At 32.6% G+C, this 24,984-nt stretch carries 27 protein-coding genes; 15 read left to right on the top strand and 12 right to left on the bottom strand.

The window, feature by feature from the left end:
• The 7 genes from KLA_RS18125 to KLA_RS18580 all read left to right on the top strand — a co-directional run.
• The coding region (locus KLA_RS18125) for a hypothetical protein (protein WP_034646797.1) at positions 1–755 on the top strand (755 nt) is incomplete at its 5' end.
• 209 nt (positions 756–964) lie between these two features.
• The gene (locus KLA_RS15335) at positions 965–1,891 is read left to right on the top strand and encodes a hypothetical protein (protein ID WP_161633470.1); all 927 of its coding nucleotides are present in this window, start codon (positions 965–967) and stop codon (positions 1,889–1,891) included.
• 2 nt (positions 1,892–1,893) lie between these two features.
• Positions 1,894–3,048, top strand: coding sequence for a gliding motility-associated C-terminal domain-containing protein (locus KLA_RS15330; protein ID WP_034646794.1), 1,155 nt, complete (start codon positions 1,894–1,896; stop codon positions 3,046–3,048).
• A gap of 31 nt (positions 3,049–3,079) precedes the next feature.
• Entirely contained in the window at positions 3,080–3,535 is a 456-nt protein-coding gene (locus tag KLA_RS15325; protein WP_013620197.1) for a GNAT family N-acetyltransferase, read from the top strand.
• Between the two features lie 5 nt (positions 3,536–3,540).
• Complete coding sequence (locus KLA_RS15320; RefSeq protein WP_013620198.1) at positions 3,541–4,287, top strand: M15 family metallopeptidase; 747 nt, start codon at positions 3,541–3,543, stop codon at positions 4,285–4,287.
• Positions 4,288–4,331: 44 nt separating this feature from the next.
• The gene (locus tag KLA_RS15315) at positions 4,332–5,099 is read left to right on the top strand and encodes a M48 family metalloprotease (protein ID WP_013620199.1); all 768 of its coding nucleotides are present in this window, start codon (positions 4,332–4,334) and stop codon (positions 5,097–5,099) included.
• A gap of 120 nt (positions 5,100–5,219) precedes the next feature.
• Positions 5,220–5,387, top strand: a complete 168-nt coding sequence (locus KLA_RS18580; protein WP_013620200.1) for a DUF6747 family protein — start codon at positions 5,220–5,222, stop codon at positions 5,385–5,387.
• A 105-nt stretch (positions 5,388–5,492) separates the two neighbouring features.
• Here KLA_RS18580 and KLA_RS15310 read toward each other — a convergent pair whose 3' ends face one another.
• Entirely contained in the window at positions 5,493–5,918 is a 426-nt protein-coding gene (locus KLA_RS15310) for an ankyrin repeat domain-containing protein (protein ID WP_034646793.1), read from the bottom strand.
• A gap of 238 nt (positions 5,919–6,156) precedes the next feature.
• Here KLA_RS15310 and gpmI point away from each other — a divergent pair, with 238 nt between their 5' ends.
• From gpmI to KLA_RS15290, 4 genes are all read left to right on the top strand, one after another.
• The gene (gene gpmI / locus KLA_RS15305; RefSeq protein WP_034646791.1) at positions 6,157–7,674 is read left to right on the top strand and encodes a 2,3-bisphosphoglycerate-independent phosphoglycerate mutase; all 1,518 of its coding nucleotides are present in this window, start codon (positions 6,157–6,159) and stop codon (positions 7,672–7,674) included.
• A gap of 53 nt (positions 7,675–7,727) precedes the next feature.
• Entirely contained in the window at positions 7,728–8,534 is an 807-nt protein-coding gene (gene map, locus KLA_RS15300) for a type I methionyl aminopeptidase (RefSeq protein WP_034646789.1), read from the top strand.
• A 23-nt stretch (positions 8,535–8,557) separates the two neighbouring features.
• Entirely contained in the window at positions 8,558–9,349 is a 792-nt protein-coding gene (locus tag KLA_RS17695; RefSeq protein ID WP_051456130.1) for a DUF3667 domain-containing protein, read from the top strand.
• 79 nt (positions 9,350–9,428) lie between these two features.
• Positions 9,429–10,193 carry a class I SAM-dependent methyltransferase gene (locus KLA_RS15290; RefSeq protein WP_034646787.1) on the top strand — a complete coding sequence of 255 codons (765 nt, stop codon included), beginning with the start codon at positions 9,429–9,431 and terminating at the stop codon, positions 10,191–10,193.
• Position 10,194: 1 nt separating this feature from the next.
• On the opposite strand, the gene KLA_RS15285 is transcribed toward KLA_RS15290, so the two are convergent.
• The 10 genes from KLA_RS15285 to KLA_RS15240 all read right to left on the bottom strand — a co-directional run bounded on the left by KLA_RS15285 (position 10,195) and on the right by KLA_RS15240 (position 18,893).
• Positions 10,195–11,229 carry an FAD:protein FMN transferase gene (locus tag KLA_RS15285; RefSeq protein WP_013620206.1) on the bottom strand — a complete coding sequence of 345 codons (1,035 nt, stop codon included), beginning with the start codon at positions 11,227–11,229 and terminating at the stop codon, positions 10,195–10,197.
• On the bottom strand, positions 11,207–11,566 hold the full coding sequence (locus KLA_RS15280; protein WP_013620207.1) for a hypothetical protein: 360 nt from the start codon (positions 11,564–11,566) through the stop codon (positions 11,207–11,209). Before KLA_RS15280 ends, KLA_RS15285 begins: the two co-directional genes overlap by 23 nt.
• Positions 11,567–11,650: 84 nt before the next feature.
• Positions 11,651–12,049, bottom strand: coding sequence for an ankyrin repeat domain-containing protein (locus KLA_RS15275; RefSeq protein ID WP_013620208.1), 399 nt, complete (start codon positions 12,047–12,049; stop codon positions 11,651–11,653).
• Positions 12,050–12,236: 187 nt separating this feature from the next.
• Positions 12,237–12,620 carry an ankyrin repeat domain-containing protein gene (locus KLA_RS15270; protein ID WP_034646784.1) on the bottom strand — a complete coding sequence of 128 codons (384 nt, stop codon included), beginning with the start codon at positions 12,618–12,620 and terminating at the stop codon, positions 12,237–12,239.
• A gap of 224 nt (positions 12,621–12,844) precedes the next feature.
• A complete protein-coding gene (nqrF, locus tag KLA_RS15265) occupies positions 12,845–14,152 on the bottom strand; it encodes an NADH:ubiquinone reductase (Na(+)-transporting) subunit F (protein ID WP_013620210.1) in 1,308 nt (435 codons plus the stop codon).
• A gap of 2 nt (positions 14,153–14,154) precedes the next feature.
• The gene (gene nqrE, locus KLA_RS15260; protein WP_013620211.1) at positions 14,155–14,889 is read right to left on the bottom strand and encodes an NADH:ubiquinone reductase (Na(+)-transporting) subunit E; all 735 of its coding nucleotides are present in this window, start codon (positions 14,887–14,889) and stop codon (positions 14,155–14,157) included.
• Positions 14,890–14,916: 27 nt separating this feature from the next.
• A complete protein-coding gene (locus tag KLA_RS15255) occupies positions 14,917–15,564 on the bottom strand; it encodes an NADH:ubiquinone reductase (Na(+)-transporting) subunit D (protein WP_034646781.1) in 648 nt (215 codons plus the stop codon).
• A 3-nt stretch (positions 15,565–15,567) separates the two neighbouring features.
• The gene (locus KLA_RS15250; RefSeq protein WP_013620213.1) at positions 15,568–16,317 is read right to left on the bottom strand and encodes a Na(+)-translocating NADH-quinone reductase subunit C; all 750 of its coding nucleotides are present in this window, start codon (positions 16,315–16,317) and stop codon (positions 15,568–15,570) included.
• A 20-nt stretch (positions 16,318–16,337) separates the two neighbouring features.
• On the bottom strand, positions 16,338–17,540 hold the full coding sequence (locus KLA_RS15245) for an NADH:ubiquinone reductase (Na(+)-transporting) subunit B (RefSeq protein ID WP_013620214.1): 1,203 nt from the start codon (positions 17,538–17,540) through the stop codon (positions 16,338–16,340).
• A gap of 3 nt (positions 17,541–17,543) precedes the next feature.
• Entirely contained in the window at positions 17,544–18,893 is a 1,350-nt protein-coding gene (locus tag KLA_RS15240) for a Na(+)-translocating NADH-quinone reductase subunit A (protein ID WP_013620215.1), read from the bottom strand.
• Positions 18,894–19,076: 183 nt separating this feature from the next.
• Between KLA_RS15240 and KLA_RS15235 the strand changes: the two genes are divergently transcribed.
• The 3 genes from KLA_RS15235 to pruA all read left to right on the top strand — a co-directional run bounded on the left by KLA_RS15235 (position 19,077) and on the right by pruA (position 22,685).
• The gene (locus tag KLA_RS15235; RefSeq protein WP_034646779.1) at positions 19,077–20,321 is read left to right on the top strand and encodes a type IX secretion system plug protein domain-containing protein; all 1,245 of its coding nucleotides are present in this window, start codon (positions 19,077–19,079) and stop codon (positions 20,319–20,321) included.
• Between the two features lie 256 nt (positions 20,322–20,577).
• The gene (gene apaG / locus KLA_RS15230) at positions 20,578–20,964 is read left to right on the top strand and encodes a Co2+/Mg2+ efflux protein ApaG (protein ID WP_013620217.1); all 387 of its coding nucleotides are present in this window, start codon (positions 20,578–20,580) and stop codon (positions 20,962–20,964) included.
• A gap of 92 nt (positions 20,965–21,056) precedes the next feature.
• Entirely contained in the window at positions 21,057–22,685 is a 1,629-nt protein-coding gene (pruA, locus tag KLA_RS15225) for an L-glutamate gamma-semialdehyde dehydrogenase (protein WP_034646778.1), read from the top strand.
• 319 nt (positions 22,686–23,004) lie between these two features.
• Here the strand turns inward: pruA and rsmG are convergent, their stop codons facing one another.
• On the bottom strand, positions 23,005–23,640 hold the full coding sequence (gene rsmG / locus KLA_RS15220) for a 16S rRNA (guanine(527)-N(7))-methyltransferase RsmG (protein ID WP_034646800.1): 636 nt from the start codon (positions 23,638–23,640) through the stop codon (positions 23,005–23,007).
• Between the two features lie 233 nt (positions 23,641–23,873).
• Here rsmG and KLA_RS15215 point away from each other — a divergent pair, with 233 nt between their 5' ends.
• Positions 23,874–24,974, top strand: a complete 1,101-nt coding sequence (locus KLA_RS15215) for a fatty acid desaturase family protein (RefSeq protein WP_034646777.1) — start codon at positions 23,874–23,876, stop codon at positions 24,972–24,974.
• Positions 24,975–24,984 lie beyond the last annotated feature (10 nt).

The following is a 24,984-nucleotide window of genomic DNA, read 5'->3' as shown; positions in this document are numbered from 1 at the left end:
CTTTAGAAATTACAGATGCAGACGGAACATTATCGCAAGATTTAGACGGAACTTTTGTTACAGAAACCGAATTAACAGCTAACAATACAGCAACTACAAACGCTATTGCTGCGGTACAAACTGATGTAGACACTAACGAAGCTGATGCAGACGCTGCTATAGCTTTAAAAGAAGATTTAACAAACAAATCTGATGCTACAGACTTAGGAGATACAACACCATCTTCCTCTTTATATCCTACTCAAAATGCAGTAAAGACTTATGTAGATACTCAAATTAGTGGAATAATAGGCGGAAGTGTTACAAATCTAAGTCAGGATGATACCTCTGGTGTTATTAGCTATGTAAACGAATCTGCAATAACACAAACAGCTGAAGTTATTTCTACAGATACTAATAATGATATTACTCCTGGAACTGATGGTGGTGCTTTTTACAATAGTATGGTAAAAGCTATAGGTAAAGTAAATGCACTTGGTGTAGTACTAAAAGGTACAACTGGCGTTACTGTTGTTAAACAAGTTGGAGTTGGACATTACCGAGTAAACTTACCTGCTGGAACGGTTTCTGATGCTAACTACATTATTCAATTGAGTCAGCCAGGAAGAGCTGGTGTAGGTAATGATGACCCTGGAATTTCTTATAGCAATCAAACAGCTACAGGTTTTGATGTTATTATGGGTGATAACGATAATGGAGGTTCAGATAGAGCAAGGTTTGACTCTGAATTTATGTTTGTAATTCTAGACTTATAAAAATAACTAATAAGGTAAAATATAAAGACAATCAAAATAAAGTTTAACCCCTAAAATTTAAATCTATAATCAAAAAACCGAGTTACTTTTAGTTCCCCAAGTAATTCATCAAATTAAACAAACTACTACTACTTCTATTTACTAGTTACAAATCAACAACCAATAGCAGACTAGTATATTTTTTAGAAATAGTTAAAACCAATAATTTAATGACGATGAAAAAAATAATTTTTAAACTAATGTTACTAGCTCCAATAGTAATATCTTATGGCCAAATAGACCCTAACCTATTGTTAGGACTTACAACTGCAACTTCTGCTGAAATAAGTGGAATAACCGGTTCGTTAGAAGGTTCTATTTTGTATAATACAGATGAAAAACGCATCTATTTATACAACTCATCCCTTTGGCAAAAAATTCCAGATATCACAGATTTACTACCCGCAACCTATACCCCCGGTTCAATTTTATACACCAATTCATCTGGAGAACCTGAAGAGGACAACAATCAAATTTATTGGAACAGTACCAATAACAGACTAGGAATTGGAACTAATACTCCAACAAACAAAGTACAAGTTACTGGTGCTATAAGAAGTGCAGGTTTATTAAATAGTGATGGTAACCAAGGTGAACCATCATTTAGATTTAATGGAGATACCGATACAGGTATGTACAGAACTGCTACCAACGAACTTAACTTTAGTGTAGGCAACAAGGAGGCTATTCGTATAGACAAATACAGCTCTACCAACTCCCAAGTTTTAATTAGTGAGCGTTTAGGCATTGGTTTTAACTTGCCTGAAGACCTTGCATACTCTGGAGAAAATGCGCATTCTACCTTAGATGTTAAAGGTTCTGTTTCTACAGCTATAGATGTTACCTCTGGAGATTTAGCTTTAGATGAAACCCATCATACTATAATATTAGGAGGTGCTCATAATATAACATTACCTGACGCATCTACCTGTAAAGGCAGAATATATATTATTAAAAACCCAATACTTTTTGGAATTGGAATAACGGCAAGCATAAGTACTTACAAAAGTTTATTAGGCTTAGATGTAAACTTAATAATTAGTCAAAAAACTATCTGGCTACAAAGTGACGGCACAGATTGGCAACAAATACAATAATAATGAAACACATACTTTTCTATATATCTCTAAGTGTCTCTTGTATACTAACATCACAAAATGTGGTGCACAATACAGGGAACTTAAAAATTTTTAATGACGGACAAATTGGTTTTCATATTGATTTGACAAACGATGGAAATTTTGACCAAAACGAAGGTTTAGCCGGTTTTTATAGTGATGATACCAGGACTATCTCCGGAGCTTTTAAACCTGTTTTTAATGATATGGAAATTGTAGTTACCAATGACTTATTTTTAGATGTAGCCGTTGGTATAACCAACAATAACAATTTTATTTTAGGTGATGTAGTTACTCCCAGAAACGCTACAGATATAAATTTAGATTTTATTAACTACGCCTTTTATAATGGTGATGGTAACCTAACAAAAGTAGATGGTTACGCTGCTGTAACAGACAAATACAACTTTAGTTTCCCTGTTGGCGATGCTGATAAAATTAGACCTCTTTATTTAGATTCTGAAACAAATAACAATACTGCAAAGAGCGCTTACTTTTATGAAGACCCTAATTCTCCATCAACATTTACAAAAACCTTTAATACAGATAATTTTGCTGATATTTTAACCGCTGTAAGTACATATGAGTTTTGGCACCTAGAAGCAGACACCAACTCTAAAATTACATTAACTTGGGATGATGATAGCAGTATAGACAGTTTTACTGATACTATTGAAGATTTACGCATTGTAGGATGGAACAAAACATTAAACATTTGGGAAAATCTAGGCAATACAGATATAATCGGAAACTTTAGTTCTGGTTCCATAACGTCAGATACTTTTGTGCCAAATAATTATGATATAATTACCTTTGGGAGTAGTTTAAGTGCTATTTCTACTAATTTTGAAAACTATTTTGTATCTCCAAATAATGATGGTGTTAATGATTTTCTTTACTTTAAAGAAGTATCGTTATCTCCTAAAAATAACAACTTAAGAATATATAGCAGATGGGGAAGAATTGTGTATGACAAAGATGCTTACAACAATACTTTTGGAGGTATAGCTAATGTAAGTGGCGTTGTAAAAGCCGGTAATGCTCTACCAGATGGTGTTTACTTTTATATTTTAAATTTAAAAGATGTAAATATTATACACCAAGGGTATATCTATTTAGGAAAGCAAAACCAATAATGCGTACTTTTGTTTTTCATTTATTAACAGTATGAAAGACCAAAAAGAACTTACATTTAAATTAATTTCTGCTATTGAAACTTACCCAGTTAGACATCCTGTATTAAGAGCAGGTAAACCCCTATCTTCGTGTGAGTTTTCTGGTGATAATTTAAAAACTACTTTTCATATTGGCGCATACCAAAACAACCAATTAATAGGTGTTGCAAGCCTGTTACAAGTAAAAAATACTTCTATTTTAAATGTTTTTGCTTACCAACTTAGAGGAATGGCCATAGCTAATGAACACCAAGGAAAGGGACTTGGCAAAAAAATTATTAACTATGCAGAAACAATTTTAAAAGAAAAAGGCGTTTTATTATTGTGGATGAACGCCAGAGTAAGCGCAATTCCTTTTTATACAAAATGTGGTTATACCAAAAGTGGCAGCATTTTTGACATACAAAAGGTGGGACCACACGTGGTTATGTTTAAAAAATTAAATTAAGAGTTATGCAAAGAAGATCATTTATTCTAAAAACCGGAATTATAGGTGCTGCCGCAATTACGGCTCCACAACTTATTTTTGCTCAAGAGCAAGAAGAAGAAGTTACCTATTCTATTGAAGAGTTAATGGGTAAAGCAGATATAGATTTGTATGGCAAAGGAATTAACCTAAGAAAAGAAGCCCATGATGCTTTTAAAAAAATGAAAGTAGCTGCTTACAGTGCTGGCATTGATTTAAAAATAGTATCCAGCTATAGAAATTACTACAGACAAGAAGGTATTTGGGAACGTAAGTATTTAAAATATACAGACGATCAAAAAATGAAACCTTTAAATGCTATTGATAAAATTATTGAATACTCTACTATTCCTGGTACAAGTAGACACCATTGGGGAACAGATATTGATATTATAGATGGCTATCAAAAAACTAGCGGAGATGTTTTAGTTCCTAAAAAATTTGAAGAAGGTGGGCCGTTTGAAGACCTTAAAAAATGGATGGACGAAAACGCGAACGACTTTGGTTTTTACTTAGTGTATACTAACAACAAAAAACGTAGAGGTTTTAAATATGAGCCTTGGCATTATAGCTACGCCCCTATTTCTAAACCTATGCTAGAACAGTTTAGAGGTAAAAATATTATGAGGTTGGTAAAAGAGCAACAACTTTTAGGTGGTGAACACTTTACTGCTGGCTTTTTAAAATCTTATATAGTAAACAATATTTTAGATATTAATCCAGAACTTTTATAACTCTTTTTGTATCTTGGTTTTTAACTAACCAAGAATAAACTATAATGAGAAGAGGAAATTGGAAAATAAGAATACTTATAGGACTTGCCATTGTTGCTTTTGCATACATACAAAGGTGCAGCAATAAAGAAGAAAACCCGTATACCGGTAGAGTGCAAAATATAAATATGGATGCCAATCAAGAAATTGCTATTGGTTTACAAAGTGCTCCACAAATGGCACAACAACACGGAGGTTTATATCCAGACCAAAAATTGCAAAATTTTGTAGATGCTGTTGGCAACAAATTAGTACAAAATAGTATTGCTAAAGACACTCCTTACAAATACGAGTTTCATTTATTGGCAGACGAAAAAACCATTAATGCTTTTGCGTTACCAGGCGGACAAATATTTATTACCTATGCCCTATTCTCTAAGCTTAATGAAGCACAATTGGCTGGTGTTTTAGGACATGAAATAGGACACGTTATTGGCAGACATTCGGCAGAACGTATAGCAGACAGCAATTTTTGGCAAACATTATCTACAGGGGCATCTGTTGGTGCAGATATGGGAGGTGTTGTTAACGGTATAGGACAAAAAACCTTACTCACTAATGGTCGTGGAGACGAATTAGAAAGTGATGAACTTGGAGTGTTATTTATGATACAATCTGGTTACAACCCAGAAGAAATGATAGCTGTAATGAAAATTTTAAAGGCAGCCGCAGGACCTAACAGGCAACCAGAGTTTCAAAGCACTCACCCAGATCCTGAAAACAGAATAGAAAAAATTAAAGAAGCAATAGAAAAATATAAAAACGAAAAATAACTATTCGACGAAATGCATTTTAATCTCGTTATTTTTATTTAGCTTTGTAGCATCCCAAACCTAACTTATTGTTTTTAACCATTATAGCTTTGAGAATATTAATTCTAAAAAAGAGACTATATGGGAAGGCTACTAGAATACAAACGAATTTATTTAAGCGCATTTGACAATTGCAGACCAATACTGGCTGTGATTTTATTAAAAGCATATTCATTTTTTTGCTTTGCGCTAATATCTATAACTGTCTATGCATTTTTATACAGAGCATTTACAGGGTTTAGATTCTAAAAAATTATACTTTTTTACGAGAACCCCTAAAAGTATTACCTAATAAAAAAATCCCTTTGAGTTTTCTTCAAAGGGATTTTTTGGTTGATGATTGTTGGATGAACTCTACTTTCTTTTTCTTTTATTTTTTCTTGCTAACTTTTTTTCTTTAGTTACTTGCTCTAAAAAAGCTATAGTTTCTTTTGCATTAGATAATTCTGCGTGCTTCATTATTGTACGTCCTTTATCGCATTTAATTCTAATATCTGCACCGTTTGCTACAAGTATCTCTAAAATTTCTACCTTATTGTATCGCGCAGCAAATATAGCAGGCGTCATACCATTAGACTTTTTATTTACATCTTCTCCAAATTCTATAAGTTTACGTACCGTTTCTACATCGCCCTTTAAAATAGCCATACAAAAAGGGTTTACGGTTTCTAAAGCAACATTTACTATTTTGTAATTTGGTAATACTGCATTAACATTTGCTTTTACTACTGTTGTTGCTAGCACTAAAGCAGCCGCAAAAACTAAAATTGTTTTTTTCATGATGATTGTTGTTTTTTGATTTAATTGATGAATTGTATACACAGATAAAGACGACAACTAGGAACATATGTTTCAGTAAAAACTGATTATAACATAATTTTAACAGCTGTTTTAAGAAACGATATCGTTTTAGTTAAACCAATACGTTAACACTTTCTAAAAAATGAAAAAAAGACAAGTAAGTTAACCATAAAACTTAATAATTGGTGCTATTTTTGAGTAGCAAAAAAATAAAAAGATGAACAAAAAAGTTATTTTAATGATTTTAGATGGATGGGGGAAATCTCCAGATCCTAAAATCTCGGCCATAGAAAACGCAAATACTCCTTTTATAGATGGATTGTATACCAAATATGCAAATGCTAATTTATTAACCGACGGAATGAATGTTGGCTTGCCTGAAGGACAAATGGGTAACAGCGAAGTTGGACATATGAACCTTGGTGCTGGCCGTATTGTTTATCAAGATTTAGCAAAAATTAACTTAGCTGTTAAAGAAAATACTCTTAAGGATGAGGAAGTAATTAAAAACGCCTTTAAGTATGCTAAAGAAAATAATAAAGCTGTTCATTTTTTAGGTCTTCTTAGTAATGGTGGTGTACATTCACACTCTTCACATTTAAAAGGGTTAATTACAGCTGCTGAAAGTTATGGTGTAGAAAATTCTTATATACATGCTTTTACAGATGGTAGAGATGTTGATCCTAAAAGTGGTAAAAGCTACATAAATGATATTATTACCTTTTGTAAAGATAAAAACACCAAATTAGCAAGTGTTATTGGTCGTTACTACGCTATGGATCGTGATAAACGTTGGGAGCGCGTTAAATTAGCATATGACTTATTAGTTAATAATGCCGGTACAAAAACCAACAATGTAGAGCAAGCTATACAAGATAGCTATGATAACGATGTTACAGATGAATTTGTTAAGCCAATTGTTGTAACAGATAAAAATGGTGCCCCAACAGCAAAAATACAAGAAAATGATGTTGTTATTTTCTTCAATTTTAGAACAGACCGTGGTAGAGAACTAACAGAAATGTTAAGTCAGGAAATGTTTCATGAGTACAACACACACCCATTGAAACTGTATTATGTTACAATGACAAATTATAACGAAGCCTATAAAAATGTGCACGTTATTTATGACAAAGCAAATATTGAGGAAACTTTAGGTGAAGTGTTATCTAAAGCAGGAAAAAAGCAAATTCGTATTGCTGAAACAGAGAAATATCCTCACGTTACATTTTTCTTCAACGGTGGTAGAGAGGTTCCTTTTGATGGTGAGCAGCGTATTTTATGTCCGTCTCCTAAGGTTGCTACTTATGACTTACAGCCAGAAATGAGTGCTTTTGATATTAGAGACGCTATTATACCAGAATTGAACAAAGCAGAGGCAGATTTTGTTTGCCTAAACTTTGCTAATCCAGATATGGTAGGCCATACAGGAGATATGCAAGCCGCAATAAAAGCCTGCGAAACTGTAGACAGTTGTGCAGAAGCTGTAATTACTGCAGGTTTAAAAAATGATTACACTACTATTGTAATAGCAGATCATGGTAATTGTGAAACTATGGTAAACCCAGATGGGAGCCCTAACACTGCACATACAACCAATCCTGTACCACTAATTTTGGTAGACAAAGAATTAAAACAAATTAATGATGGTGTTTTAGGAGATATAGCACCTACAATTTTAAAATTAATAGGAGTAAAACAACCAGAGCTAATGACACAAAAATCTTTAGTTTAAGATTTTTATCGTTATAATACTGTTTTTATAAGATTGTTTTACCTTTGCAAACTATGGTAAAAATTAAAACACCTGAAGAAATAGAAATAATGCGCGAAAGTGCATTAATGGTTTCTAAAACATTAGGCTTAATTGCTAAAGAAATTAAGCCTGGTGTAACTACATTGCAGTTAGATAAAATTGCAGAAGAATTCATTAGAGATAATGGTGGTATTCCTGGTTTTTTAGGATTATATGATTTTCCTAACACATTATGTATGAGCCCCAACCAACAGGTTGTACACGGCATACCTAATAATAAACCATTAGAGAATGGCGAAATTATATCTGTAGATTGTGGTGTATTAAAAAATGGTTACTACGGAGATCACGCATACACTTTTGAAGTTGGAGAAGTAGATCCGGAAACTAAAAAATTGCTTAATATTACTAAGCAATCTTTATATGTAGGTATAAAAGAATTTAAAGCCGGCAATAGAGTTGGTGATGTTGGTTTTGCAATACAACAATTTTGCGAAGCGGAAGGTTATGGTGTTGTTCGTGAACTAGTTGGCCACGGCTTAGGCAAAAAAATGCATGAAGGACCAGAAATGCCTAACTATGGTAAACGCGGTAGAGGCAAAAAGTTTGTTGAAGGTATGGTAGTTGCTATAGAGCCAATGATTAACCAAGGTACAAGAAAAATTGTACAGCATAGTGATGGTTGGACAATTACAACTTTAGATAACAAACCAAGTGCACATTTTGAGCATGATGTAGCAATTGTAAATGGCAAACCGCAATTATTATCTACTTTTGATTATATTTATGAAGCCCTAGGAATAGAGAGTAATGAAGAGGATGAGTTTAGGGTAAAATAACAACCTAACCACATCTTTAATTTATGAATTGTAAAACGTGCAATACAGGCATTACAAACACACATAAATATTGCTCTAATTGTGGAGCAAAAATAGTTTTAGACAGAATATCATTAAAAGGCGCATGGCAAGAGTTCATTGGGCCTTTTTTTAGTTGGGACAATAACTTCTGGAAAACCTTTTTTAACTTATTTACAAAACCTAAAGAGGTTTTAGAGGCTTATATAGGTGGTGCTCGTAAAAAATATTTTCAGCCATTTTCATATTTGGTAGTTTACGCAACTATTGCCTTAATTATTAATAAAATTTTTCCTAGTACAGAAGTAGCAGATTTTACTAACGGTATCAAATCCGGTTTAGGGGATGCTAACCCCAAAGCTCCAAAAGAGGCATTAGAAAGCATAAATATAATTTATCAGTTTTACTCTAATTATTATAATCTAATTATAATATCTAGCATTCCTGCGTATAGCTTACTAACATATTTAACTTTCAAAAAAAGAGACCATAACTACTCAGAGCACTTAGTTTTTAACGCATACATACAAGCCAATTTAGGCTATATACTTATTGCTTCACAACTTATTTTTTTTAACCTTATAGGGCTTTCAAAAGGACTAATTTCAAGTGCTTTTATACTTATATCTGCTGTTTATGGATTATATGTTTTCATAAAATTATATCAACTTACTTTTAAACAAACACTCTATGCCTTTTTTAGATATGCGGGCTATATTATACTAGCTTTTATTACTTTAATGATTTTAAGTATTGGTGTTGGTATTTTGTATGCAATGACAATAAAAACTAGCTAAAACATACTTTTAAAGTATATTTACGTTTTAATAATTGCTACACAAATATGCAGCAAGCACTTAGTACCTAAATACATTTATGAAAAAGCTTTTTAAGACTATTTTAAATACCATACCTAGACCACTATTAATAAAACTAAGTTATGTATCACGTCCTATACTAACATTTTTTATGCGTGGCAAAACCTATGTAGACCCAATAGATGGCAAAGGCTTTAAAAAGTTTTTACCGTACGGATATGAAGAGCAACGAGACAATGTATTATCTCCTTCAACACTATCGTTAGAGCGCCATAGACTTCTTTGGCTTTATTTACAGAGCGAAACAGACTTTTTTACAGCAGATCTTAAGGTGCTACATTTTGCACCTGAACAAGCGTTTTATAAGCGTTTTAGAAAAATGAAAAATTTAGAGTACACTACCACAGATTTAGAATCTCCTTTAGCAGATGTAAAAGCAGACATATGCAACTTACCTTTTAAAGACAATAGTTATGATGTTATACTATGCAACCATGTTTTAGAGCATATACCAGATGACACCAAAGCTATGCAAGAAATGTACAGAGTTTTAAAACCTGGCGGATGGGGAGTTTTTCAAATACCACAAGATTTAAGTAGAGAAAATACTTTTGAAGACGATACCATAACAGATAAAAAAGAACGTGCTCGTATTTTTGGACAGTATGATCATGTACGTATTTACGGCAAAGATTACTTTGCCAAATTAAGAAAAATAGGATTTACGGTTGAAGAGGTAAATTACACTAAAAAATTACCACCACAAGATGTTAAAAAATATTGCTTAGCCCAAGGAGAAATAATACCCGTAGTAAAAAAATAGCCTACTCTAATAGTAAGTCTTTAAAGCCTTTTGTAATATATTCTTTTGTATTACCATCATCATCCAAATAAATAATGTAGGCTTGTAATGTAGAATCTTTTTCAATTATTTTTTTAGAATCTTCTAAATCCATTGCCATAAAAGAAGTTGCATAACCATCTGCTTTAGCACAGTTACCGGTAATAATAGTTGTTCCTAAAACTTTAGCGTTTTTAGTATACCCAGTTTTTGGATTTAATGTGTGCACATATTTTTCTTTGGTAACTGGATCTACTCTAAAATGCCTGTAATTACCTGAAGATGCCATAGCTACATTTTTAAGTGTTACAGCTGCTTTATAATTGGTTCGGTCTTCAACCTCAGGGTCATTAATACCAACAACCCATTTTTTCTTCTTTTTTAAATTTTCGCCTTTAGCATAAATCTCTCCTCCTACTTCAATTAAAAAGTCTGTAATACCCTTACTCTCTAACATTACTGCTAGTCTGTCTATAGAATACCCTTTAGCAATAGCATTAAAATCAAACAAAATGTTAGTATTTGCTTTCTTTATGGTGCCTTTATTAGTTAGTTCTACTTTACTAAAACCAACATACTCTAACAAGCTATCTACTTTAGAGCTGTCTAATTTTATTTGCTCTCCTGGCCCAAAACCCCAAGCATTTACTAAAGTCCCTACAGTAGGATCAAAATAGCCATCAGTTTTGCTATTAATATCTTTAGACAGGTTAAAAACCTCTTTAAACATATGGTCCACTTGTAAGGTAGAATCTCCTTTATTAATTTTAGAAATGTCTGATGAAGGCATATAGGTAGACATAGACTTGTTTATCACTTTAAAAACAGAATCTATTTCTTCTTGAAAATTAGTCGTTTCATTTGTAAAATAAATAATACTGTATGATGTACCCAGAGCAGATCCATTATTTCGGTTCTCTACAATTTTAGATTTATTATCATTTTTACAAGCTGTAAATAAGCAACCGGTAGCAATAAATAGTACTACTTTTAATTTATACTTTAATAAGTCCGTCATAATCTACTATATATTCTTCATTTAAATACACTGGCAAGTTAGGGTCTGCTGCATTAGTTAACCTTACTCCTGCATAATAAGCAGTAGCATCCATTTTTTCTGCATGATCTTTCATTTTTTCCATAAAAGGAATGTCGTATGCATTAGGATTGTTAGGGTAAGCAATTGCCCTAACAACTATAAAATGTAAAACTTTATCTTTTAAACACACAAATTGAGGGTTACGCTTAGGTTTACTGTTAACACCCATAAACTCATACCCATTTGCCTCTAAATGCTTACCAACAATGTTCATTGCCAAGTTATGTAGCTCTTGCTCTGTTAATGGTTTTCCCATACTGCAAAATTAGAATAAAAAAAGAGACTGCCCCAATAAAGAAGCAATCTCTTTCTAACTAAATTAAATAAGAAATCTTAAGCTCTATAAGCTTTTTAAATATTTTACAGCAGCATGTGCATTGGCAGCTTTAGCATATTTTAATGCCGTAACACCAATTTTAGATTTTGCCTTAACATTTGCACCATTTGCTACTAAAAGCTTCATAAGCTCTACTTTATTATATCTTGCAGCGTACATTAATGGAGTCATACCCATTGTACCTGATTTTTGATTAATATCTGATCCAAATTCTAAGAATTTTTTAGTGGTATCAAAATTACCTTTAACAACAGCTATGCTTAAAGGAGATAAATCCTTGATAGTTGTTTTTTCAATTTTTAAATTTTTCTTTAACACTGGTTTATCCGGACCATTACTAGCTGATAAACTTGTTGCTACTAAACTAAATACGATTCCGAAAGCGATAATTGATTTTTTCATGATAATTGTTTTTTGATGTGATGATTGTTTTTTTTTGATTTTAATAATGTTGTTTTGACACTACACTTATATAGACGATGAAAAATTTATTTTGTTTCAGAAATTTTTCATTATAACTTTTATTTAACACTGATTAGGAGTTAGTTAAAAGCTTGTTAACGTTCTAAAAACAAGTTGTTAGCATTGCTTAAATTGATTGCAAAAAGGCCACTGCTTCTGAGGCTTTAGATAATTTTGCATAGCCAAGTGCCGTATAGCCAATTTTAGATTTTAATGTAGTATCTGCTCCATTACTAATTAACAGTTTTAACAATTTAACATTGTTATACCTTGCTGCATACATTAAAGGTGTCATACCTGTACTAACAGATTTTTCATTACTATCTGCTCCATACGCCAAAAAACTTGCCGTTGTACCATAGTCTCCTTTTGCTACTGCAATACTTAAAGGCGAAACATTTTTAATTGTTGTTACATTAATTTTTTTTACAGGTAATGGCTTTTTCTCTGATGCTACAGAAGTTGCTACTACACTTAATAAAAGACTACATGCGATGATTGATTTTTTCATGATTGATGATTTAATTGATTACTAAATTTTAATTACAATGTAAAAGTAGAACAGTAATACAGTAAAAAAAATAGTTTTATGATGAACGGTAATAACCAAGAAACGAACGGTGAAAAGCAAGACTTTAATTAAAAATGCATATTTAAATAGAAGTCACATTAAAAATAGTGCATAAAAAAAGCCAGTACAAATGTACCGGCTTTTAAACTTATATTTTTTTAGACTTATCCTCCAAAGTCATCAAATCTGATGTGCTCATCTGGAATACCAAAATCTTCACCCATTTTCTGAACAGCTTTGTTCATTAAAGGAGGTCCACAGAAATACAATTCAATATCTTCTGGAGACTCATGATGACTTAAATAATTATCTATTACACAATTGTGAATAAATCCTACAAAACCATCACCAGGTGCATCTATATTTTCTTTTACTTTCCAGTTATCTTCTGGTAAAGGCTCAGAAAGTGCTAAGTAAAACTTAAAGTTAGGGAATTCTTTTTCTAACTCGTAGAAATGATCCAAGTAGAATAACTCTCTCTTAGAACGTCCACCATACCAGTAAGTAACTTTTCTTCCTGTTTTTAATGTTTTAAATAAGTGGTATAAGTGAGAACGCATTGGCGCCATACCTGCTCCACCACCAACATAAAGCATTTCAGATTCAGACTCATTAATAAAGAACTCACCGTAAGGTCCAGAAATAACAACTTTATCTCCTGGTTTTTGTGCAAATATGTAAGATGAAGCTACACCTGGGTTAACATCCATCCATCCGTTTTTAGCTCTATCCCAAGGCGGAGTAGCAATACGTACGTTTAACATAATTTCACGACCTTCTGCAGGGAAAGAAGCCATTGAGTAAGCTCTTTCTACAGTTTCTTCGTTTTTCATTACTAAAGGCCATAAATTAAATTTATCCCATTCTGCCTGAAACTTATCTGGAGTTTCATGCTCTTCAGGGTGAGCCGTAATATCTATATCAGAATACTTAATTTCACATTCAGGAATTTCTATCTGAATATATCCACCAGCTTTGTAGCCCATATCCTCTGGAATTTCAACTACAAATTCTTTAATAAATGATGCAACATTGTAGTTACGTACAACTGTAGCATCCCATTTTTTAATACCAAATACTTCTTCAGGAATGGTAATTTCCATATCCTGCTTTACTTTAACCTGGCAAGCTAAACGCGCACCGTGGTTTAACTCTTTTTTAGAGAAGTGAGGTGTTTCTGTTGGTAAAGCATCTCCACCACCAGATAAAACGTGACACTCACACTGTATACAAGTACCACCACCACCACATGCAGATGGTAAAAATATTTTTTGGTTACCTAATGTTGTAAGCAAAGAACTACCAGAGCCTACTTCAACCTTCTTTTCTCCATTAATGGTTATAGTAACAGGACCAGAAGGAGATAATTTTTCTTTTGTAAAAAGTAAAAGAGCAACTAATAATAACAATAACGCCATAAAAGCAATTACCGTAATTACAATTGTACCTATTGTGCTTGTAGCTAAAATCATTCTTATTTATTTAAAGCGTTATTGTAAGAAACTGAATTTTCATCAATTTCATTTTTAACTTCCTTGTCTTGTGCCTTCTGTGCAGTTTCTTTTGCTTCTTTTTTAGGAGCATCATCACCACCAGTTAACATACCACCAAAGCTCATAAAGCCAATAGCCATAAGACCTGTGATTATAAACGTAATACCTAAACCTCTTAAAGGAGCAGGAACGTTAGAGTATCTAATTTTTTCGCGAATTGCAGCAATAGCTAAAATTGCTAAAAACCAACCAATACCAGAACTTATACCGTAGTTAAAAGCCAAGCCTAACGTTTGTATATCTCTAGATTGCATAAATAAAGAACCACCTAAAATGGCACAGTTTACAGCAATTAAAGGTAAAAATATACCCAAAGAGTTATATAATGATGGCGAAAACTTTTCTACTACTATCTCTACCAATTGTACCATTGTTGCAATAGTTGCAATAAATAATATAAATGATAAAAAGCTTAAGTTATAATCTGCATACTCTGGCCCTAACCAAGCTAAAGCACCATCTCTTAACAAGTACTGATCTAACAACCAGTTCATAGGTACAGTTACTGCTAGTACAAATATTACTGCAGCACCAAGACCTACGGCTGTGGACACTTTTTTAGATACTGCCAAATAGGAACACATTCCTAAAAAGGTAGCAAATACCATATTATCTATAAATATGGATTTAAAAAATAATTCTACATGTTCTAACATAACATTGTATTTTTTATATAACTAGTTCTAGTTTTCTTCTATTAATGCTTTATTTCTTGAACGTTGCACCCAAATAATGATACCAACTACTATTAATGCCATTGGAGACAATAACATAAACCCGTTGTTTTCATATCCTATGGCATACAATCCTGTTTTCTCAATAGGATTTCCTAATACTTTAAATCCTAATAATGTACCAGAACCTAAAAGTTCTCTAAAGAAACCAACAATAATTAATATTAAACCATAACCAAATGAGTTTCCAATACCATCTAGGAAAGATCTCCAAGGTCCGTTTGCTAATGCAAAGGCCTCAAAACGTCCCATAATAATACAGTTTGTAATAATTAACCCAACAAATACAGAAAGGGTTTTACTAAGTTCATATGCAAATGCTTTAAGCACTTGATCTACTATAATAACTAAGGCAGCTACTACTACCAATTGCACAATAATTCTAATTTTAGAAGGTATAATGTTTCTCATTAAAGAGATAACAACATTACCTATTCCTAATACAAACATTACTGAAACCGCCATTACTATTGACGCTTTTAACTCTGCTGTAATTGCCAATGCAGAACATATACCTAATACCTGTATAGTAATTGGGTTGTTATCTGCTAATGGATCTAATATTAGATTTGCATCTTTTTTAGAAAGTAATCCCATTTCTTATTTTTTAGCTATAGTTTCTAAATAATCTTGATAAAGTTTAACGCTTTCTTTTATCATAGCTGTTACACCATTACCTGTAATGGTTGCACCTGCTAAAGCATCTACTTTATTATCATCTTTTCTTTCGTTTATTGGGTCATTGTTACCTTTAGCAACACTAATTCCAACAAAGGCTCCGTTATTTAAAATAGATTCTCCTTTAAAATCATCCATAAAATAACGTTGCTTTATGTTTGCTCCTAGACCAGGTGTTTCTCCTTTATGATCAAAAAACACACCTTGTACTTTTAAGTCTTCGCCTACTGCAACAAAGCCCCAAATAGCATCCCAAAGACCTTTACCTCTCATTGGTATGATGTAAGATTTTACGCCATCTTTTTCACCAATAAATAATGGTAATTTTCTAACTTCGCCATTTTTAGCTGCTGTTTCTTGCTTTTTTAAATCTATTAAATAAGCTTCGTCATTTGGCGTAATTTTACCATTTTCAATAACTATTTGCTCTTTAATATATTTTTTAAACTCAGCTTCTACTTTATCTGTAGGTATAAAATTTATACTCCCTTCGTCTACATTATCATTAACACCCATTGCATAAAGGATGTTTTGTTGCTTCTCAAACTTTTCATTCATCTTAATTTTACCACTTAAACTAGATGCAGTAAATGCTAAGATAGAACCCACAACTACAACCATAATGGCTGCAAAAATGACGGTGTAACTATTTTTATCTGTATTAATTGCCATATCTATTCTTTTAACGCTAATTAAGCTGTAGCTTTATTTGATCTTTTTAAACGTTTTTTTACATTACTTTGCACTACATAATGATCTATAGTTGGAGCAAAAACGTTCATTAATAATATTGCTAAGAATACGCCTTCTGGATAAGCAGGGTTAAACACTCTAATTAAAACAGAGATAAACCCAATAAAGAAACCGTAATACCATTTTCCTTTATTAGTTTGTGAACCAGTTACAGGATCTGTAGCCATATATACAATACCAAAAGCTAAACCTCCAACAAGTAAATGTTGCCAGAACTCAAAGCTCATTAATCCGTAAAACTTACTTCCTTCACTAATCCAATCTGCACTAACAACCCCGTTAAAGATTAAGCCCATTGTTAAAGCACCTATTACAGCACTTAACATAATTCTCCAGCTAGCTATTTTTGTAAAGATTAAAAATAAACCACCTAATAGAATTAAAAACGTAGACGTTTCACCAACAGAACCTGGTATAAAACCAAAGAACATATCTGAAATTGAGTATGATGCATCTGTATTTTGAGCTAACTGTCCTAAGATAGTTTCACCAGAAATAGCATCTGCAGTACCAGCTCTTTCTACAGCCTCGTGTACCCATACTTTATCACCACTCATCCAAGTTGGATAAGCAAAGAATAAAAATGCTCTAATTGTTAATGCTGGGTTTAAGATATTCATACCTGTACCACCAAAAACTTCTTTCCCTATTACAACACCAAAAATAACTGCTATAGCTAGCATCCATAATGGTGTATCAATTGGTACAATTAATGGTACTAACATACCAGTTACCAAGTAACCTTCTTCTACCTCATGTCCTTTAATAACAGCAAAAACAAACTCTACTGCTAAACCAATTACATAAGATACTATTACCAATGGTAATACCGTTGTTAAACCTACTAAAAAGTTATCCCATGTTATAAAATCATTTAGTAATGAAAAATCTGCAGGGAAACCATTAATTGCAGAATAATGTTGGTAACCCGCATTAAACATCCCGAAAATTAAAACCGGAATTAACGCCATTATTACCGTATTCATTGTACGCTTTAAATCATCTGCTGCTCTTACGTGAGACCCAGAGTGCGTAGTTTCATTAGGCAAGTACAAAAACGTATGGATTGCATTAAATGCAGGCGCCATTTTTTTGCCTTTATACTTTTCCTTTAAATTGTGTAATGTATTTTTAAGACCCATCTTTTATCCTATTTCTTTTTGTAATAAGTCCAACCCTTCTCTAATTATTTGCTGATGCGGTTGTTTAGATATACAGATAAACTCTGTTAAAGCAAAATCTTCAGGTGCAACCTCATACAATCCAAGTTGTTCCATTTCATCTAAATCCTTTATCATACAAGCTTTTAGCAGTTGCATTGGATAAATATCTAATGGAAAAACTTTTTCATAAGCACCAGTTACCACAAATGCTCTATGTTCTCCGTTAGTATTGGTATTTAAATCGTATTTTTTCTTAGGGTTTAACCAAGAGAAAGTCATTGCTCTAGTAGACGATATTTTGTTAAAAACTGGCTTATTCCAACCAAACAACTCGTAATCATCTCCTTCAGGAATAACAGTTACTGTGTTGTTATAAAACCCTAAATACCCTTCTGGGCTAGTTTTAGAACCTGTTAACACATCACCATTAATTACTCTAAAGTTCTCTATAGAAACTCCGCTACCATATAAAAATGTAGAAATTTCTGATCCAATAGTAGTTGTGTAGTATTTTGGAGATTTAACTGCAGAACCTGCTAATGCAATAGTTCTTTGAGGGTTAAATTTACCTGTTAACAACAACTCACCTATTATAACTAGGTCTTGTGCATTAACTGTCCAAACTACTTCTCCTTTGTTAATAGGATCTATCTTGTTTATTTGTGTACCCACTAAACCTGCTGGATGCGGACCAGCTACTTTATGTTCTGTTACACCAGACAAACCAGACAATGGAGAGTTGCTACTACCCACAGAAATGTGCACTTGGCCAGATGTTAAAGTTGCTAATGCTGTAACAGCCGCTTGCAACTCTTTTTCTTTGCCTTGTAACACGTAATCTAAATTGGCTGCTAATGGAGCTGTTGTATACCCAGAAATAAATATAGCCTTTGGAGCCACATTAGGGTTTGCAACAACATCATACGGTCTTTGTTTTACAAAAGGCCAACAACCAGACATTAGCAACTGCGACTTTACGTCTTCTGCAGATGCGCTTGCCAAGTTTAGCGTACTGTGTTCTACTACTTCACCACTTTTATTAGCGCGTATTTTCAGCGTTAATATTTTTCTCCTTGCACCTCTTACAATTTCAACAAGCTCACCAGACACAGGAGAAACAAACTTCATTTCTTCTACATCTTTGTTGTAAAAAATAGGTTCACCTGCTTTTACAGTTGCCCCTTCTTTTACCAACATTTTTGGCATTATCCCGTGAAAATCATTAAGATTTATTGCATAAACATTGCTTAAAACCGCTTTAGAAGTAGTTTGCTCAGCGGCACCGACTAGGTTTATATTTAAGCCTTTTTTTATTCGAATGTCTTTAGACATATTATTGCAGACCTTAGGTTAACAAAATTTCGTGCAAATTTAAAGTTTTAAGCGCAAACTTCCTTGTTAAATCAGCTAAGATGTTTTTATTTATATTAATTCTAAATAAAATTTTAACACTTTTTATCCACGTAATTTTTAGGCATAACTTTTGCTTATCTTTGTGATACAATTATTATATAAATGAAACACTACTCTTTTTTACTTTTTATAATTTTAGTTAGTTTCTCTACTTACGCACAAAACGCTGTAGAAAAAGATGCTCCTAACCATATAAAATCTATTGTATTTAAAGGACCTACAGAAGATCAATTTCCTATTGCACAATTGGGAGATAAAATTTATTTAGAGTTTGATGACTTAACTGCCTCTGAAGAAGATTACTACTACAAAATATCATACTATAATTATGATTGGTCTCCTTCTACACTATCTAAATCTCAGTATTTAAGTGGCTTTGACAATCTTAGAATCACAAATTACGAAAATAGTTACAACACACTACAAGCTTACTCTAATTACCGCTTACAAATACCCAATAGCAGCATTAGTTTAAAGGTAAGTGGCAATTATATGTTAGAAATTTACAACAGCTATAATGAGCTTCAATTTTCTAGACGCTTTATAATTTACAAGGATGCTGTAGCAGTAGGCGTTAGTCCAAAAAGAACAAGAGACTTTGAGTTTCTAAACCAAAAGCAAGCCATACAAATTGCCATAAACGCAGGTAATTTTCAACTTATCAACCCAAAAAAAGAGGTTAAAGTTACAATTTTAAAAAACTACTACTGGCCTACTGCAATTACCAATTTAAAACCACAATATACAATTGGTAAGGAGTTGTTATACAAATACGACAAAGAAAGTAGTTTTTTTGGCGGTAATGAGTTTTTAAATTTTACCACAAAAGATTTACGCGCAACTAGCACTGCAATTGCACGTGTAGAGATGAAAGAATTGTACAACCACTATATGTATGCAGATCTAATTAGAGCCAACGAGCCTTATACCTATTACCCAGATATTAATGGCGACTTTGTAATTACAACGCAACAAGGTGAAGATGCCTCTAGAGAAGCAGAGTACACCAACGTACATTTTAAATTACCTTACACAGACATTATAGGATTAAATGATGTTTATGTATTTGGCAAGTTTAACAATTACGCTATTACAGATGAGAATAAAATGACTTACAATGAAAAAACCGGTTATTTAGAAGCTAAAATTACACTTAAGCAAGGTTTTTACAATTATAAATATGTTATTAAGACCGATAAAGGAGAACTAAAGCAAAATGCAATTGGAGGCAATTTTCATTTTACAGAAAACAATTATTTAGTATTGGTTTATTACAGAAATTTTGGCGACCAATATGATAGCGTTATTGGAGTTGGAAGTGGCAACTCTAGAAACATTACCAACTAACAAAAAACCAACTCCGGCTCAATGAACAGGTGTAATTGCCTGTTTGCCGAAAAAAAGTTCATTCAGCGAATATATGAAAGCTGAGTAAGGTACTTTAAATTTTACTTTTTATATTTGTATGTAGCGAATGTGTCACACTCATAGCAAGTTACACATTTCTACTTTAAAATAAGAAGAAGTATTACAACGTAATAAAGTATTCTTTTTTTAGACATAATACACAGATTGAGTATTATATTTTTTAAAGTTAAAACGTATGACTACACAAGTTACTAAAGGCATAAAAATATCAGTAAGCACCAATTTTGAAGGTACATTTTTTAAAAACTACAAAATGCACTACGCATTTGGCTACACTGTAACTATAGAAAACCTAAGCAAAGACTCTGTACAACTAACCTCTAGACACTGGGAAATTTACGACTCTTTAAATGACTTAGAAATTATGGATGGAGAAGGCGTAGTTGGCAAAAAACCAGTTTTAAACCCAGGGCAATCTCATACATACAACTCTGGCTGCCTATTAACATCTCCTATTGGCGCAATGCGCGGACACTACAATATGATAAGCTTTACAGATGGCAAAAAATTTAGAGTTTACATTCCTAGTTTTAAATTTAGCGCACCTTTTGCTTTAAATTAAAAAATACCTGTTTCTTACTTTCTAATTGTTTTAATAACGAATAGGATTTTACTACATTTGTTACAATTATTTAATTTATAAAACGTAGCACAATGGGTAAAGGATTTTTTGAAGTTCCAACCGCTTTTAACGAACCAATAAAAAGCTATGCTCCGGGAACACCAGAGCGCCAAGCTGTATTAGAGCAATACAAAGCTTATTACAACGGTAATGTAGATGTTCCTTTATATATTGGAGCAGAAGAGATAAAAACTGGTAACACAAAACCAATGTCTCCTCCGCATGATCACAAACATGTTGTAGGTCAATACCATTTAGCAGAAAAAGAACACGTAACTAAAGCTATAGAAAATGCTTTAGAATCTAGAGAAGCTTGGGCAAACCTTGCTTGGGAACAACGTGCTGCTATTTTTTTAAAGGCAGCAGAATTAATTGCTGGTCCTTACAGAGCTAAAATAAACGCTGCCACAATGATGGCACAATCTAAAACTATACACCAAGCAGAAATAGATGCTGCTTGTGAACTTATAGACTTTTTACGTTTTAACGTAGAATACATGTCTCAAATATATGCAGAGCAGCCAGATTCTGCAGAGGGTATTTGGAACCGTGTAGAATACCGACCTTTAGAAGGCTTTGTTTATGCAATTACCCCATTTAACTTTACTGCAATTGCCGGTAACCTACCTGCTAGTGCCGCTATGATGGGTAATGTTGTTTTATGGAAACCAAGTGATAGTCAAATATTTTCTGCAAAAGTAATTGTAGATATTTTTAAAGAAGCTGGTGTACCAGATGGCGTTATTAATGTTGTTTACGGAGACCCAGTTATGGTTACAGAAACTGCATTAGCTAGTCCAGATTTTTCTGGTTTACACTTTACAGGTTCTACTTATGTTTTTAAAGAACTTTGGAAGCAAATTGGTAACAACATACACAATTACAAAACCTACCCTAGAATAGTTGGCGAAACAGGAGGTAAAGATTTTATTTTAGCTCATAAAACTGCTAATCCTGCACAAGTAGCTACTGCAATTGTACGTGGCGCTTTTGAATTTCAAGGGCAAAAATGTAGTGCTGCATCTAGAGTTTATTTACCTAAATCTACTGCTGATGAAGTATTAGATTTAGTAAAAAGAGACCTAGACTCTATTAACAAGCCAGGTTCACCTGAAGATATGAGCAACTTTGTTACAGCTGTTATTCATGAAGGTTCTTTTGATAAACTTGCCAAATACATAGATGGTGCTAAGGCTGATGATAATGCAGAAATTGTAGCTGGTGGTAATTATGATAAATCTAAAGGTTACTTTATAGAACCTACTGTAATTGTAACTACAGACCCTAAATATACTACAATGGAAACTGAACTTTTTGGTCCTGTTGTAACAATTTACGTGTATGATGATAAAGATTGGAAAGAAACACTTAAGTTAGTTGATGGTACATCTGAGTATGCATTAACAGGTGCTGTATTATCTACAGACCGTTACGCTATAGAAGAAGCTACAAAAGCATTACAAAACTGTGCTGGTAACTTTTACATTAATGACAAACCAACAGGAGCTGTAGTTGGCCAACAACCATTTGGTGGTGCAAGAGCATCAGGAACCAACGACAAAGCTGGCTCTGCACAAAACTTACTACGTTGGGTTTCTCCAAGACTAATTAAGGAAACATTTGTTACACCAACAGATTATAGATATCCATTTTTAGGATAAACCTTTTTTAAATATAAATTTAAAGCCAAAACAAGCAGGTAATTATCTGTTGTTTTGGCTTTTTTATGCTTAAAAATCAAGCTCTTGCGGCATAAAATTGCTTTTTAAACAATTTTAATGTAAATTTAACGTTAAGTTAATGTAAACATATAGTTTACTTATTGTAAATTTGTATAATTAAACAGAAAGACCATGAAAGAGAGCGTTACACACACAGAAAAAAAGAGAAAAAAAATTAGCATAACCAACATATACAGCTATATGAAGAGTTATGCTAAAAATTGCAAGTATTCTTTTAACAGAATGCTTAGTATTTAAATTACCCTTTGTACTTTAAAGGTAAATAAACCACTTTTTTAGTTTCAAAAAAGTCTTCAGAAAAATGATCTGAAAGGTTGTATATCTCTGTAGTTTTATAATCTTTTAATTCTTCAGATAAATCGCCACCTTTAAGGTACAAAATACCATTACGGCGTTCATGCAAAGATTCTTTTTTAATACGCCCTTTAATCCAACGAACAAATGTGGGCATAGCGGCTACCGCTCTACTAACTATAAAATCAAACTTAGTATCTAAGTCCTCTACCCTCATATGTTTAGCGGTAACATTAGTTAATCCTAAACCGTCTACAACGTGTTGTACTACTTTTATTTTTTTGCCAATTGCATCAACTAAAGTAAATTGGGTTTCAGGAAAAAGAATTGCCAAAGGTATGCCAGGAAAACCACCACCAGTACCAACATCTAAAACAGTTGTTCCTGGTAAAAACTGCTGAAATTTAGCAATGCCAGTAGAGTGCAATACATGACGTAGATATATTTCATCTATATCTTTCCTAGAAACCACATTAATTTTTTGGTTCCAATCTGCATACAATGCTTCAAGCTGTATAAAATGTTGCTTTTGTTCTTCTGTTAAGTCTGGAAAATACTTAAAAATAATATCTGCTTTCATATATTTTATCAAAGTTTTGGCAAAAGTAAGCATTTCCATAATCATAAAAATTTCTTATTTTAAGATAATTATCATATTATAAAAAGTACTTTTGCATTATCTTTACTTAGTTTTTGTGACTATTAAAAATTTATAGATCATAAATATCAGAATAATATAAAACATCTACATATAAAACATAATCCTCAAAAAAAGTAACTATAGAGGAAATCAGAATTAAGAATTTAAAAAATATGGAAAATAAATCAATTAGATTTTCACGTAAAGACTCAGCTCAGTTTTTTAAGACTTTGAACAAACGTGTTAATACTTATTTTAAAGAAAACAACATAAAAAAAACAGGTAACTGGAAACTACACGTTAAAACAGTTATAATGTTTACGCTATTTTTAGCGCCTTACTTTTTAATATTAACCCTTGGCTTACCAATTTGGGCTAACTTACTACTTACCATTATTATGGGTGTTGGTATGGCTGGTGTTGGTATGAATGTTATGCACGATGGTAACCACGGTGCATACTCTAACAATAAATGGGTTAACAAAATAATGGGTGGCAGTATTTACATACTAGCAGGTAACGTATACAACTGGCAAGTACAACACAATGTACTGCACCATACTTACACTAACATTCATGAACATGATGAGGATTTAGAAGCTGGTAGAATTTTACGCTTTTCTAAACACGCAGAATGGCGCAAGCATCATAAATTTCAGCATTTTTACTCGGTTTTTTTATATGGCTTACTAACATTTAACTGGGCTATTACTACAGATTTTCAGCAAATGTACCGTTATATGAAACGTAATTTATCATACGGTAAAAAACCAAGTAAAATTGGCAACTGGAGTACTTTAGTAATTACAAAATTATTATACATTACTATTTGGATTGTTTTACCACTACTTTTTGCTAATGTAGCTTGGTGGCAAGTACTCCTAGGTTTCTTTATTATGCATTATGTTGCTGGTGTAATTTTGAGTGTCGTATTTCAATTAGCACATGTGGTAGATGATGCAGAAACACCATTACCAGATGAAACAGGCACAATGAAAAACACTTGGGCAATACATCAATTATTTACTACTGTAAATTTTGGGACTAAAAATAAGATTGTAAATTGGTTTACAGGTGGATTAAATCATCAGGTTGAACATCATATTTTTCCAAATATTAGTCACATTCATTACACAAATATCTCTAAAATTGTGAAACAAACGGCAAATGAATTTAATTTGCCATATAATGAATACAAAACTACTAGAAAAGCTATAATTTCGCACTTTAAACATTTAAAGGAGCTAGGAAAAAAACCTGCTTTACAGTACTAGTAAAAACAAA

This window comes from Cellulophaga geojensis KL-A (assembly GCF_000568425.1).
GTDB classification, from domain to species: Bacteria; Bacteroidota; Bacteroidia; order Flavobacteriales; family Flavobacteriaceae; genus Cellulophaga; species Cellulophaga lytica.
The sequence above is the reverse complement of the archived record's forward strand: the minus strand, read 5'-3'. Positions and strand labels throughout refer to the sequence as shown.